This is a genomic window from Brachybacterium sp. SYSU DS0246 (assembly GCF_059391765.1).
Window position 1 is genome coordinate 42119 of record NZ_JBZXYT010000024.1, and the last position, 12254, is coordinate 54372.

Below are 12254 nucleotides of genomic sequence, written 5' to 3' on the forward strand. Positions count from 1 at the left end.
CACCATGACCTCCGCGATCCCCGAGGCGGAGTCGATCACCACGATCGCCTGCGTCGGCATCGGCACCATCGGCGGCGGGTGGGCCGCCTACTTCCTGGCGCGCGGCTACCGGGTGCGGGCCTGGGACCCCTCGCCCGACGCGCCGCAGCGGGTGCGGCAGCTGATCGATGCCGCCTGGCCGGCGCTGACCGAGCTCGGACTGGCCGAGGGCGCGGACCCGCATGCCATCACCGTGCACACGGACCTCGCCGAGGCTCTCGACGGCGCCCAGTTCGTCCAGGAGAGCGCCCCCGAGGTGCTCGAGATGAAGCAGCGGCTGCTGGCCGACATCGATGCCCACGCCGCCCCGGGCGTCGTGATCGCCTCCTCCACCTCGGGCTACTCGATGACCGAGATGGCCGTGGCGGCGACGAATCCCCAGCGGCTCGTCGTCGGTCACCCCTTCAACCCGCCGTACCTGATCCCACTGGTCGAGGTCGTCGGCGGCGAGGCCACCGACCCGGCGGCCGTGGCGTGGGCCTCCCGGTGGTACGAACTCCTGGGCAAGTCGGTGATCACCATGGACCGGGAGGTGCCCGGCTTCATCGCCAACCGGCTGCAGGAAGCTCTGTGGCGGGAGGCGCTGCACATGGTCGACAACGGCGAGGCGACCGTCGAGCAGATCGACCGCTCGATCACCGACGGGCCCGGTCTGCGCTGGCCGCTGCAGGGCCCGATGCTGACCTTCCACCTCGCCGGGGGCCCCGGCGGCATGGCGCACATGCTCGACCACTTCGGGCCGTCCCTGAAGTCCCCGTGGACCCGGCTGGACGCGCCGGAGCTGACCGACGAGCTGCGCGATGCCGTGGTCGCCGGCTGCGACGACGAGGCCGACGGCCGCACCGTCCCGCAGCTGGTCGCCGAACGCGACCGGGCGATCATCGCGGTCCGCAAGATCATCGACGAGCTGCGCGAGAGCACCCCGTGACCGCGCCGGCCCCGTACCGCACGAAGGTCCGCACGGAGTGGATCGACTACAACGGGCACCTCTCCGAGGCGTACTACGTGCTCGTGTTCGGCTTCGCCACCGACGCGGTGATGGACCGCATCGGTCTGGACGCCGAGGCCCGGGCGGCCACCGGCTCCTCGCTGTACACGGTCGAGGCCCATGTGCGGTACCTGCAGGAGGTCCCGCTCGGCGCCGAGCTGACGGTGACCACCACCATCGCCGGCGCGGCGGCCAGGAAGCTCAGCCTGGCGCACGAGATGCGAGTGGACGGCGACCTCGTGGCCACCGAGGAGATCCTGTGCCTGCACGTCAGCGGGGACCCGGCCGGGGCGACGCCCTTCCCCGAGCCGATCGCCGCGAACATCGCCGAGCTGCGCACCGATGCGGCCGTCCCGGACTGGGTCGGCCGGGCGATCCGGGTCTGACAGTCATCGTTCCTGCCCGCGTTCCGCACCGACCCGGTTCGTATCCCACTCACCCCGAAGGACGTGCTCCCGATGACTCGCCATCCCGTCCCCCCGACCATCACGGTGCGCGAATCGGGCGTACTGCCGGGCGGGATCGTCGAACGCCTGGTGTCGACCTTCGAGGAGCATGTCGCGGCCGGGGAGGGCGGCATGGCCTTCTCCGTTTACCGAGCCGGCGAGCCGCTGCTGCGACTGCACGGCGGGCTCGCCGGCCAGGGCCGTCCCTGGGCGGAGGACACGATCGCCGTGCTGTTCTCCGGCACGAAGGGACTGACCGCCACCGTCGCCGCGATCCTCATCGCCCGCGGACTGCTGGATCCCGAGGCGCCGGTGGCCGAGTACGTGCCCGGCTTCGACGCGGCCGGCAAGGGCGAGGCCCGCGTCCACCACGTTCTCGACCACACGATCGGGCTGCCCTACGTCGATCCGGATCCGGCCGACGATGCCGAACGCGTCGACAACGAACTGATGATCCAGCGCCTGATCGCTCAGCCGACGCTGTGGGAGCCGGGGACCCGCGTGGCGTACCACGCGATGACCTACGGCTACCTGATGTCCGCGATCCTCCAGGCCGCCAGTGGCCGCAGCGTCGGCGAGCTGGTGCGCACCGAGCTGGCCGAGCCCCACGGCCTCGATGTGCACCTCGGGCTGCCCGCGGCCGACGAACCTCGCGTCGCGCCCGTGTTCCGCGCCGCGGGCTACCGGATCTCGACGTTCCTCCAGGACGATCCGGAACGCCGGGCGATCATCGACCGGATGTACGGCAGCAGCCTCACCGCGGAAAACTCACCGTTCAACACCCGTCGCTACCACGCCGCAGAGCTCGCCGCCGGGGGAGGGATCGGCTCGGCCGACGCCATGGCGAAGCTGTACTCCCTGCTCATCGCCCCGGATGCGCCGATCGTGCCCAGCGACATCCTCGCGCGGGCCACCCGCGCCTGGTCGGAGGGCACCGACGCGATCAACGACCGTCCGCTGCGCTTCGGCCTGGGCTACGAGCTCGACGACCCGATCGGCACCTACGGACCGGTGAGACCGGCGTTCGGGCACACCGGCGCCGGTGGCGGACTGCACGGGGCGTGGCCCGAGCGGCAGCTGGCCTTCTCGTTCCTGCCCACCGAGATGCGCAGCGAGGACGTCGACCGTCGCGCCAAGGACCTGCTGGAGATCCTCGCCGAGGTGCCGTGACAGCTGCGTCACGCCGCTCGTGCGGTCGCGGCCTCGCCTCGCCTCGCCTTGCGTGGCCTCGCCTCGCCTCGCCTCGCCTCGCCTTGCCTCGCCTCGCCTCGCCTCGCCTCGTGGCGTCGGCGGGCGCTGTCAGCGGACCACGGCGATGCCGTGCGCGGGCACGACCCCGGGCGCGGGCGGGCCGACGGCGTCGAGCATGTCGGCCCCGCTGACGACCTCCAGCACCTCGCCCTGGACGGGTCGGTCCGCGTCGCCCAGATTCACGACGAGGGTGAGCGGCTGAGCCGCGGCGCCACCACCGGCGGCCGAGTCCTGCGCGCCCCCACCGCCTGGGCGCGGGGACAGCGTGATCTCGGCGAAGGTGTCCTCGAGGCTCTCGCGGCGCACGGTGACCTCCGCGTCGGCCAGCCACGGCTCGCGACGGCGCAGCGAGAACAGCCGCTGATGGACCTCGAGGATCCGCGGGACGGCCTCGCGGCTGAGCACGCTGAGGTGAGGTGAGGTCGCCGCGGACTCCGTGGGCGCGGAGGCACCGACGCTGCCGGCAGCGCCCGCGATCTCGGCCGGATCGTCGGGGAACGCGGGGCGCACTGCGTCGTCCCCGCCGGCGCGGTCCTCCTTGATGCCGGTGGCGCCGAACTCATCGCCCGCGTACACGGCGGGGATCCCCGGCAGCAGCGCCAGCAGCGCGTAGGCCACGGCGAGATCCCGGCCGTCGGCGACCTGGGAGGCGATGCGGGTGGTGTCGTGATTGCCGACGAAGATCAGCGGATGCTCGTCCCCGTCGGCCGCCAGGAAGTCCCGGTGGCGACCGAGGGCATGCTCGAGCTCGAAGAGGTTGTGCTCGCGCAGACTCGACCAGATCGCCTTCCACAGCTCGTACTGGGTGATCGAGTGCGCCCCGGAGGCGGCGGCGATCGCCGGGTAGTCACCGTGGATGACCTCGCCGAGGATCCAGGCGTCGGGATGGGCCGCGCGGACCCGCTCGAGGATCGGAGCCCAGGCCTCGGCGCCCGCGGCGTACATGGCGTCCAGTCGCCACCCGTCGGCCCCGCGCTCGAGCCACAGCCCCATCACCCGGACGATCGCGTCCTGGACCGCGGGATCGGTGAGGTTCAGCTCGACCAGGTCGGCGTTGCCCTCGAAGCCGTAGGGCTGGTCCCCGGCCCAGCGGATGCGGTCGCCTTCCGGCGTGCCGGGGCCGGCGGCGATCGCGCGCCGCGCCTCGGTGTGCAGGTGGGAGACGTGGTTGAACACCCCGTCCAGCACCACGCGGATCCCGCGTTCGCGGCAGGCGGCGACCAGGGCGTCGAAATCCGTCTCATCACCCAGGCGCGGGTCGAGCCGTCGATGATCGAGGGTGTCGTACCCGTGGGAGACGGAGTCGAAGATCGGGTTCAGCAGCAGCACGTTCGCGCCGAGGCCGACGAGATGGTCGAGCCATCCCTGCAGCCGGCGCAGGCGGTGGACGACGTTCTCTCCCTCGGCCCCGGCGTAGGACTCGCCGACCAGGTCCTCGCGGTGCAGGGGCGCTCCGCAGAACCCCAGCGGATAGACCTGCCAGCAGATCGCGTCGCGGATCCAGGCGGGCTCGGACGGGGCGGGCGTGTTCATGCCGCCATCGTAGGCGGGGCCTTCCCGGCGCACCCAGCCCGGCCCGGTGTTCAATGGGGTCTCGAGGCGGGCCGACGCGCCCCCACCGTCAACATCCCCGGGAGGGAGCACCGATGATCCGGCTGCGCACCGACTTCTTCGCCGAGTCCCTCGGTATGGGCACCTCGATGGTGGTGCTGATGCCGCAGTCCGCCGCAGGAATCGGCATGGAAGGGACGGACCGCCGACCTGCAGACGGCGCAGCGGCGCCGGTGCTGTACCTGCTGCACGGTCTCAGCGACGACTGCACCGTGTGGGAGCGCCGCACCGCGATCGAGCGCTACGCCGCGGACAAGGGCATCGCCGTGGTGATGCCCGAGGTGCGCCGCTCGTTCTACGTCGACGAAGCGGTGGGGGAGCAGTACTGGACCTTCGTCTCCGAGGAGCTGCCGGAGCTGGTCGCGCGGACATTCCGCGTCTCCACCGCCCGCGAGGACACCTTCGTGGCGGGGCTGTCGATGGGCGGATTCGGTGCGTTCAAGCTGGCGCTGAACCATCCGGACCGCTTCGCGGCGGCCGCGAGCCTCTCCGGGGCGCTGGATCCGGCGTCGCTGTCACTCCACGGGAACCGTGGGAACCTCGCCGAGCGGGTCTGGGCCGGCCGCGATCTCGCCGGCACCGATGACGATCTGCTCGGGCTGCTCGCGGCCGGGGACGCGCAGCAGCTGCCGGCGCTGTTCCTGGACTGCGGCACCGAGGACGAGCTGGTCGGGCAGAACCGGCGTTTCATCGCCACGGCGGAGCGGCACGGCGTCGGCCTGACCTCGCGTCTCCGCCCCGGTGCGCACGCCTGGGAGTTCTGGGACCAGGGGATCCAGGACGTGCTGGACTGGTTGCCGATCCGGGGCTGAGCCTCACCCCGCGTAGAGCGCGACCGCGACCACGGCGAGATAGACGATCACCTCACCGGCGAGGTTGAGCCGGCTCGGGGGCCGCAGATTCTTGGCCTGCCGCGCAGTCGGCTCTGCGGGAGGCGAGCTGACGAGCGCGCGCCGGCAGGCGACGATCACGCCGGCGATCGTGACCAGCGAGAGCAGCCACGGACCCCACCACATCGACGCCGGCAGGATGCCTGCGAGCCCGAGGATGCCGATGATGCTGGCGGCACTGAGCGTCCGCAGGAAGATGCGAACCGGATGCTCGTATCGGATCCACAGCTGGACGATGGAGATGACCAGCAGCGCGAGGACCGCGACGCCGGCGATGAGGGGAAGGGAGGCCAGCACGGTGTTCACAGTTCGACCTCCCCGGTCAGGACGGCCACGGCGACGTCATCGAGCGACCGCGCGGTGTCGGTCAGGAGCACGATGCCGCGGCCCGTGGACGGGTCCCACCCGGTGAACGCCGCGAAACCCCCGGTCATGCCGTTGTGCCAGGTCATCAGCTGCCCTGTGCCCATGTCCTCGTGGAACCAGTTCATCGAGGTCTCACTGGACTGACTCTCGGTGAACAGGACCTCGGTGGCGGCCGACGCGCCCGGCGCGGTCCCCTCGATCATGCCGGTCAGGTAGAGCGCGAGATCCTCGGCGGTCGAGCGGATGCCGCCTGCCGGGGCGACACCGTGCATGGTCCATGCCGCGTTGGGAAGCCCGGCACTGGTGTGGCCGCGCGTGGCCGTATCCCGCAGGCCTTCCGGGGTGATCGGAGCGTAGGTCGAGGCCAGCGAGAGCGGTTGGAGGATCCTGTCTCCGAGCAGCGTGGCGTAGTCGGTGCCTGCGGCGCGTGCGAGCAGCTGGCCCTGCAGGGCGACGCCGAGGTTGGAGTACGCATAGGAGCCGCGGCCGTTCGGCGTGATGCCCAGCGCGTCGGCGATCACCTCATCGCCGTCTCGCGCGGGGTAGGGATCCTGGCGCAGGAGCGTGCCGGTGAACCTGCCGGTCCACCAGCTCGGGGCGAGCGACGGGATGCCGGAGGTGTGGGTGGCGAGCTCGGCGAGCGTGACATCGGCGATCGCGCTGCCCTCGGCCTCGTCCCCGAGCACGTCGGCGACCGTGCTCTGCACCGTGACCTCCCCACGTTCGACGGCTGAGGCCAGCAGCGCGCCGGTGAACGTCTTGGTCACCGAGCCGACCTCGAACTCGTCGGTCGCCTCGGCTCCGAAGCCCCCGAAGCGGGTGGTGCCGCTGCCGTCGAGATAGGCGATCGCGACGCGGCGATGGCCACTCAGGTGGGGCTGCAGGGCGGCGGTCACCTGCTCGTCACCGGTCGGATCGCCGAGGCGGGCAGGGCGCGGACCGGACAGCGCGGTGATGGCGAGGACGCCGGCCACAGCCGGGATGCCGGCTGCGAGCACCGTGCGCCGCGAGAAGGACGTGCCCGTCCGGGAGGGCGCGTCGGGATCGGAACCGGAATCGATGTCGGCGTCGGTGCCGATGTCGGCTTCGGGGTCGGCCTCGGTGCGGTCGGGATGCTGGTCGGTCATGGTCAGCCCTTCTCAGCAGCGGCGACGATGGTCAGCAGCGGGATCACCCGTGAGGCGGGGATCGTCCAGGTGCCGCGTCGGGGAGAGGTCGCCCATCCGGCGTTCTGCAGCGCGGACAGATGGTGGTACGCGACGCCGGTCGAGCCGAGCTCCAGCTCGTCGACGATCTGGGCGACGGTGCGTTCGCCGTCGATCAGCCGGCGCAGAATCGCCAGCCGCAGCGGATGGCCCAGCGCGGCCACGGTCTCTGCGTGCTCGGCCCAGTCCGTCGCGAGCAGGAACTCCGTCGGCCGTCCCCATTGGTACTCGAGATGACCGAGGCCGACGTCGACCGTCCCCGTGTAGACGACCGCTCCCGGCGACTCGACCTGCCCCTTCAGGGCGTTCAGCGCCCACCACGGGCTGCCCGCGGGGTCCGGCGTCGAGGTCGCCTGGTCCGATGGCTGCGCGACGGCCGAGCGCGTGTCCGCGACCGGGTCCGGGCGCGTCGAGGAGTGTGCCCGGTCCTTCTCGAGCTTCGCGACCCGCTGCTCGAGGCGTCTTAGGCGAGCCGCGATCTCGCCGGTGCTGCCCTCGTCATCCATCGCTCAGGTCCCCCTCGACGTCGGGGCCTCGCACGGTCGCGTCAGATCACCGTCGGACCGCGGTCGTGCCGGGTCGTTGCCGTGCCGGATCTCGGACGTGCGGAAGCCAATTCCTACGCAATTACGGAATAACAGAGTAGCAGCGGGGTGCGTGCTGTGCACAGGGGCGGGAGGGGCGTACGAGCCGGCATGCTCGGGTCGACCGCGAATGCGGCACGATGAGGGGTGCACCGTCGGGCCGGTGGACCTCACCGGCCCGCGCCCCTCGAGTCTCCGGGAGAGTCTTATGGCCGTCTTCGCCGTGCAGTACACCTACACCGACGATGCCGAGAAGGTGCAGGCCGTGCGGCCGGAGCACCGCGAGTACCTGCAGGAGCTGCACGCCGCGGGGACGCTGCTGCTGGCCGGACCGCTCGGCGGGACCCCGGGCGGTCTGCTGATCGTGCGCGCCGGCTCCGAGGAGGAGGCCCTGGCCGCGGTGGACGGCGATCCGTTCCTCCGCGACGGTGTGGTCATCGACCGCAGCGCGCGCGAGTGGACCGTCTCGATCGGGGAGCTCCCCGGCGCCTGAGCGTCAGGGCGTCTGAAGCGTCAGGGCGTCTGAAGCGTCAGGGCGCCGTCACGCCCCTGTCGCTCCCGCGTCGAGCTCGCCGTCGCCCTCGCCGGCAGCTCGACGTCGGCCCGTGGCCTGCATGTCCAGCAGGTCGCCGACGGTCGCGGTGGCTTTGACGTCCTGGCCGACGATCACCAAGGGGAGGGCGTCCTCGCCGCCGTGCTCGTCCAGCAGGGCGCGGGCCTCCGGGTCACGGTAGGCGTTGACCCAGAGCACGTCCTCGCGGGGTGTGCGGATCGCCGTCTGCATGCGCGCCGACAGCGGGTTGCCGGGGGCCCACAGGATGATGGAGACGTCGTCGGCGCGCCGCTGCAGCGCCGTGGCCAGCGGAGTGTGCGGGCCCGATCGCAGCGGGGAGGTCCAGAACGCCATGAACAGGGCGAACAGTGCGAGGGCGATGGCGGCGATGAGCTGGTCGGCGACGACCAGGGCGGCGGCGACCGCGAGACCTCCCACGGCAAGCAGGCCCGGTCGCAGCCAGGCTCGCGCCGGGGGCCGGCCTGCTCGGCGATCTCGGCGTGCGGATGCGTCGCGGCTGGTCATGGCACCAGGGTACGCAGGGACTTTCGGGATGGACTGAACGTCGGGTGGCGGTTCAGATCAGCGCTGCGGTGCTGGAGCGCTTGTTGGTCTCGGCGACCAGGGCGTCGCGCACGGCGCTGACGGCCGGGATCGACTGGGCGCCGCGGCGGTTGATCAGGCCGATCATCCGCGTATCCAGATCCGGCAGCGCCCGCACCACCACGTCCTGCGTCGGGGCCGCCTCCAGTGCCGTCTCCGGCATCAGGGCGACTCCGCCACCGTGCATGATCAGCCGTTGGACCACGGTCGAGTCGTCGCTGGAGTGGCGCACCTTCGGCACGAATCCTGCCCGACGGGCGCTGGAGAGCATGTTCGCCCGGCACCGCTCGCAGCCGGCGATCCACAAGTCCTCGGAGAGGTCGGCCAGGGTCAGGTCGGGGTCCTCGGCGCGCGGGTGGTCGCGGGGGAGGACGGCCATCACGCGGTCCTCCATCAGCGGGGTCCACTCCAGGGTGCCCTCGGCATCGATGTCGCTGCAGGGGTAGCGGAACACCAGGGCCAGGTCGAGGTCGCCCTCGCGCAGCGCGGCGACGGCGTCGGGGGGCTCGAGCTCGTCGAAGGTGACGTCCAGATCCGGCGCGGTCTCCTGGAGGTGTGCCAGCACCGGCGGCAGCAGCACCGCGGCGGCCGACGGGAAGGTCCCGAACTTCACCGTGCCGCGACGCAGCGCGGTGATGTCGGCGAGCTCCTCCTCCGCGGCGTGCAGCTGGGCCGCGATCGCCTCGGCGTGTGCGGACAGACGTCGGCCCGCCTCCGTGGGCGTGATCCCGGAGGAGGAGCGCAGCAGCAGCTGGGTGCCGACCTCTTTCTCCAGGGCGGCGAGGTGCTGGGAGACCGCGGGCTGGGTCCATCCCAGCTCACGGGCGCCGGCGCCGATCGAGCCGTTGCGCACCACGGTGCGGAAGATGAGCAGCCGTCGAGGGTCCATGCTTCCATGGTAGGCACTCGTCGCAAGCAGTGCTTATGACTTTGTGTGATGTGCGCGGGCGGTGCTCGCGCACGCGGTCATGAGAAGAGATGCCGTGAGAACAGACGATCCGAGAAAGGTTGTGTGCAACTAGGTTGCGCGCAATACAGAACCGAGGCAGGATGGCCCCATGGCGACGACGGACGAGATGGTGTGCTTCTCCCTCTACGCGGCCTCGCGCGCCACGACCCAGGCGTACCGCGCGCTGCTCGAGCCCTGGGGCCTCACCTACGGCCAGTACCTCGTGCTGGTGCTGCTGTGGAGCGACGGGGACCAGAGCGTCTCGGACCTGGGGGAGGTCCTTCAGCTCGACTCCGGCACCCTGTCGCCGATGCTTCGGCGGATGGAGGCGGCCGGGCTGCTCGAGCGGCGCCGCACAGCGCCGGATGAGCGCGTGGTCACTGTCGTGCTCACCGAGCGGGGCCGCCACCTGCGAGGCGAGCTGGCCCACGTGCCCGGCTGCATCGCCGACGGCAGCGGTCTCGCCGGCCCCGAGGAGGCCCGAGACCTGATCTCGACCCTGCAGGAGCTCACGCGCAGCATGCGTGCGCTCACCGCCCCCGATTCTCCCGGCGAACCCGCCGGGGCCACCCGCCGGCCCGGCTCGGCGACAGCGAAGGAGACATCATGAAGGCCCTCTACACCGCAGAGGCTCTCTCGACCGGCACGGGCCGTGACGGTCACGTCCGCACGCTCGAGGGCACGGTCGATCTCGACATGGCGACTCCCACCGAGATGGGCGGTTCGGGCAACGGGGCCAACCCCGAGCAGCTGTTCGCCGCCGGCTACGCCGCCTGCTTCCACTCGGCCCTGAACCTGGTGGCAGGCAAGGCCAAGGCCGACGTCAGCGACTCCACCGTCGGCGGCCGCGTCCAGATCGGCCCGGACGACAAGGGCGGGTTCCAGCTCGCCGTCCAGCTCGAGGTCGTCATCCCGAACCTTCCCCACGACCAGGCGCAGGAGCTCGCCGACGCCGCCCACCAGGTGTGCCCGTACTCCAACGCCACCCGCGGGAACATCGAGGTCACGGTCACCGTCTCGGACGACTGAGCAGCGCTCGTCGTCGTCCATCGCCTCGTGGTGCGAGGAATCCGCGTGGTGCGAGGAATCCGCGTCGTCCGGAGCCGCCACACAGGACAATGAGCGCGGGCGCCCGGAATCGCACGGGTCGAAGGGAGGGTGGTGGATCGTGGCCGGCTCGCACGACGGCCCGGGGCCCTCGGTGCTCGAGGTCCGGTACGGGACCGCCCGACCGCGGCGCACGAGCCTGTGGATCATCGCCCTCGGGGCGCTGCTCGGGGCGGGTTCCTCGGTCCTGCTCGAACTCGGCCTGGGCGCGACGTGCGGCGTGCTCGTGTGGGCCGGTGCCCTGATGCTCGCTGATCGCCGTCTCGCTCGCGCTCGGTTCTTCCTCCCGGCGGCAGCGGTCGCCTATGCGGCAGCGCTGATGTGGCCGTTGCTGCCGGCGATCGTCTCCAGCCCTGAGTCCGTGCTATCGGTGTTCACGTGGGTCTATGCGCTGGCGTACTCGTGGGTCAACGGGCTGCTGCTGGGCGCGGCCACGCTCGTCGTCATCCTCCTCTGGTTCGTCCGGCACGGTCGCCTTCGGTGAACCGGGCCGGGGGCACGTGGTCAGCCTGATAGTCGCGGGTAGGTCGGGAGGGGAGTTCTCCCCATCGCGGGTCGGGCGGATCCGACATACCGTTCATGACGTCCACAACAGCGCCGGCGCACGACGAGAGCTCGAGGCCCGGCACGACCTCATGGAGGAACCCGTGACCCGCTCGATCTTCACCCGCAGCGCCGCCGCCGGCGCGCTCGCCATGTTCGCCCTGTCCGCCTGCGGCGGCTCTCCCGAGGAGGCTGCCGAGGGGGACGCCCCCGCCGTCGAGGAGGAGGCTCCCGCGGCGGAGGTCGACGCCTCCGACGGCGGCGGCGAGGCCGACGAGAGCGAGCCCGAGGAGGACGAGGCCGACGAGAGCGAGGCCGAGGAGGACGAGTCCGACGAGAACACCGGCTCCGCCCCGGCCGGCGAGTCCGTCGAGGTGCCGATCGACGAGACCTTCACCGATGAGGAGACCGGAGACGAGATCACCGTCATCTCCGCCATGCGCGACATGCCCTCCGAGCACGACTCGATCTACATCGAGGAGGGCGGCGAGGTCCTCTACCTGCAGATCGAGGTGACGCCCGGCGAGGAGTTCGGCGGCGTCGTCTCCATGCGTGACTTCTTCATCCAGTACGGGGACGAGGAGGAGAACGCGAAGAGCTCCCTGGGCGAGGAGATCTCCGAGGCCGGCTACACCGAGTTCGAGAGGGCCCCGCGCCGCGATGGTGCCACGGAGCCGGCGTGGATCGGCTTCACGGTCGAGGGTGAGCGCCAGGAGTCCTACACCGCCGCATACGTGCGACCGGAGACGGAGATCCTCGGCGAGGACGAGACCATCCCGGAGTTCCGCCACGAGTTCGAGATCCCCGCGCCCTGAGCCGGTCTCATCCGCTCGTCGGGCGCGGGATGCTCACGCCGATCTCCACGGTGCTGGCCTCCCGGTCCTGGGCGGCAGCCACGCTGCCGCCCAGGTGCTCGGCCAGCACCTGCACGATCGATAGGCCCAGCCCGCTGGTGCGCCCGGAGCGGGAGCGGTCCGCCGTGTAGAAGCGTTCGAACAGCCGCTCGGCATCGATCTCGGTGCCGGGCGGGACGCCGTTGCGGACGCGGATCTCGAGTCCATCACCAGCGCCGAGCACCTGGACCCGGAGCAGCTCCCGGCCGTGCTGGACAGCGTTGCG

Annotated in this window: 16 protein-coding genes; 9 read left to right on the forward strand and 7 right to left on the reverse strand. The window is 71.6% G+C overall.

What is annotated here, in order from left to right; all coding sequences use genetic code 11:
- The first annotated feature begins 4 nt into the window (after positions 1-4).
- The 3 genes from AC5020_RS12495 (at position 5) to AC5020_RS12505 (ending at position 2643) form a co-directional block, all read left to right on the forward strand.
- Positions 5-967 carry a 3-hydroxyacyl-CoA dehydrogenase NAD-binding domain-containing protein gene (locus AC5020_RS12495; RefSeq protein WP_464988542.1) on the forward strand — a complete coding sequence of 321 codons (963 nt, stop codon included), beginning with the start codon at positions 5-7 and terminating at the stop codon, positions 965-967.
- Entirely contained in the window at positions 964-1413 is a 450-nt protein-coding gene (locus AC5020_RS12500) for a thioesterase family protein (protein ID WP_464988543.1), read from the forward strand. Before AC5020_RS12495 ends, AC5020_RS12500 begins: the two co-directional genes overlap by 4 nt.
- A gap of 72 nt (positions 1414-1485) precedes the next feature.
- Positions 1486-2643 carry a serine hydrolase domain-containing protein gene (locus AC5020_RS12505; RefSeq protein WP_464988544.1) on the forward strand — a complete coding sequence of 386 codons (1158 nt, stop codon included), beginning with the start codon at positions 1486-1488 and terminating at the stop codon, positions 2641-2643.
- Positions 2644-2772: 129 nt separating this feature from the next.
- On the opposite strand, the gene AC5020_RS12510 is transcribed toward AC5020_RS12505, so the two are convergent.
- The gene (locus tag AC5020_RS12510; RefSeq protein WP_464988545.1) at positions 2773-4257 is read right to left on the reverse strand and encodes an alpha-amylase family glycosyl hydrolase; all 1485 of its coding nucleotides are present in this window, start codon (positions 4255-4257) and stop codon (positions 2773-2775) included.
- Positions 4258-4370: 113 nt separating this feature from the next.
- Here AC5020_RS12510 and AC5020_RS12515 point away from each other — a divergent pair, with 113 nt between their 5' ends.
- On the forward strand, positions 4371-5147 hold the full coding sequence (locus tag AC5020_RS12515; RefSeq protein ID WP_464988546.1) for an alpha/beta hydrolase: 777 nt from the start codon (positions 4371-4373) through the stop codon (positions 5145-5147).
- Positions 5148-5150: 3 nt separating this feature from the next.
- Here the strand turns inward: AC5020_RS12515 and AC5020_RS12520 are convergent, their stop codons facing one another.
- The 3 genes from AC5020_RS12520 to AC5020_RS12530 are packed head-to-tail and all read right to left on the reverse strand — an operon-like array spanning position 5151 to position 7302.
- Positions 5151-5531 carry a hypothetical protein gene (locus AC5020_RS12520; protein WP_377804479.1) on the reverse strand — a complete coding sequence of 127 codons (381 nt, stop codon included), beginning with the start codon at positions 5529-5531 and terminating at the stop codon, positions 5151-5153.
- Complete coding sequence (locus AC5020_RS12525; protein WP_464988547.1) at positions 5528-6718, reverse strand: serine hydrolase domain-containing protein; 1191 nt, start codon at positions 6716-6718, stop codon at positions 5528-5530. Before AC5020_RS12525 ends, AC5020_RS12520 begins: the two co-directional genes overlap by 4 nt.
- A 2-nt stretch (positions 6719-6720) precedes the next feature.
- Positions 6721-7302 (reverse strand): ArsR/SmtB family transcription factor, encoded by a 582-nt coding sequence (locus AC5020_RS12530; protein ID WP_464988548.1) that lies wholly within the window; start codon positions 7300-7302, stop codon positions 6721-6723.
- Between the two features lie 286 nt (positions 7303-7588).
- Here AC5020_RS12530 and AC5020_RS12535 point away from each other — a divergent pair, with 286 nt between their 5' ends.
- The gene (locus AC5020_RS12535; protein WP_377804473.1) at positions 7589-7873 is read left to right on the forward strand and encodes a YciI family protein; all 285 of its coding nucleotides are present in this window, start codon (positions 7589-7591) and stop codon (positions 7871-7873) included.
- A gap of 48 nt (positions 7874-7921) precedes the next feature.
- On the opposite strand, the gene AC5020_RS12540 is transcribed toward AC5020_RS12535, so the two are convergent.
- Positions 7922-8458, reverse strand: coding sequence for a hypothetical protein (locus tag AC5020_RS12540; RefSeq protein ID WP_464988549.1), 537 nt, complete (start codon positions 8456-8458; stop codon positions 7922-7924).
- 52 nt (positions 8459-8510) lie between these two features.
- Entirely contained in the window at positions 8511-9425 is a 915-nt protein-coding gene (locus AC5020_RS12545) for a LysR family transcriptional regulator (RefSeq protein ID WP_464988550.1), read from the reverse strand.
- Between the two features lie 169 nt (positions 9426-9594).
- On the opposite strand from AC5020_RS12545, the gene AC5020_RS12550 reads away from it, so the two are divergent.
- The 4 genes from AC5020_RS12550 (at position 9595) to AC5020_RS12565 (ending at position 11950) form a co-directional block, all read left to right on the forward strand.
- Positions 9595-10095, forward strand: coding sequence for a MarR family winged helix-turn-helix transcriptional regulator (locus AC5020_RS12550; protein ID WP_464988551.1), 501 nt, complete (start codon positions 9595-9597; stop codon positions 10093-10095).
- Positions 10092-10514, forward strand: a complete 423-nt coding sequence (locus AC5020_RS12555; protein ID WP_377792552.1) for an organic hydroperoxide resistance protein — start codon at positions 10092-10094, stop codon at positions 10512-10514. Before AC5020_RS12550 ends, AC5020_RS12555 begins: the two co-directional genes overlap by 4 nt.
- Before the next feature lie 139 nt (positions 10515-10653).
- Entirely contained in the window at positions 10654-11076 is a 423-nt protein-coding gene (locus AC5020_RS12560; RefSeq protein ID WP_464988552.1) for a hypothetical protein, read from the forward strand.
- 163 nt (positions 11077-11239) lie between these two features.
- Positions 11240-11950: a transcriptional regulator gene (locus AC5020_RS12565; protein WP_464988553.1), complete on the forward strand. Its 711-nt coding sequence runs from the start codon at positions 11240-11242 to the stop codon at positions 11948-11950.
- A gap of 7 nt (positions 11951-11957) precedes the next feature.
- Here AC5020_RS12565 and AC5020_RS12570 read toward each other — a convergent pair.
- A partial coding sequence (locus AC5020_RS12570; RefSeq protein WP_464988554.1) for an ATP-binding protein occupies positions 11958-12254 on the reverse strand: 297 nt, incomplete at its 5' end.

Bases quoted from the DNA above. Each gene is read 5' to 3' on its own strand.
- AC5020_RS12515 (WP_464988546.1), top strand. From the start codon at position 4,371: ATGATCCGGCTGCGCACCGACTTCTTCGCCGAGTCCCTCGGTATGGGC.
- AC5020_RS12550 (WP_464988551.1), top strand. From the start codon at position 9,595: ATGGCGACGACGGACGAGATGGTGTGCTTCTCCCTCTACGCGGCCTCG.
- AC5020_RS12495 (WP_464988542.1), top strand. From the start codon at position 5: ATGACCTCCGCGATCCCCGAGGCGGAGTCGATCACCACGATCGCCTGC.
- AC5020_RS12545 (WP_464988550.1), bottom strand. From the start codon at position 9,425: ATGGACCCTCGACGGCTGCTCATCTTCCGCACCGTGGTGCGCAACGGC.
- AC5020_RS12535 (WP_377804473.1), top strand. From the start codon at position 7,589: ATGGCCGTCTTCGCCGTGCAGTACACCTACACCGACGATGCCGAGAAG.
- AC5020_RS12510 (WP_464988545.1), bottom strand. From the start codon at position 4,257: ATGAACACGCCCGCCCCGTCCGAGCCCGCCTGGATCCGCGACGCGATC.
- AC5020_RS12525 (WP_464988547.1), bottom strand. From the start codon at position 6,718: ATGACCGACCAGCATCCCGACCGCACCGAGGCCGACCCCGAAGCCGAC.
- AC5020_RS12540 (WP_464988549.1), bottom strand. From the start codon at position 8,458: ATGACCAGCCGCGACGCATCCGCACGCCGAGATCGCCGAGCAGGCCGG.
- AC5020_RS12555 (WP_377792552.1), top strand. From the start codon at position 10,092: ATGAAGGCCCTCTACACCGCAGAGGCTCTCTCGACCGGCACGGGCCGT.
- AC5020_RS12530 (WP_464988548.1), bottom strand. From the start codon at position 7,302: ATGGATGACGAGGGCAGCACCGGCGAGATCGCGGCTCGCCTAAGACGC.
- AC5020_RS12505 (WP_464988544.1), top strand. From the start codon at position 1,486: ATGACTCGCCATCCCGTCCCCCCGACCATCACGGTGCGCGAATCGGGC.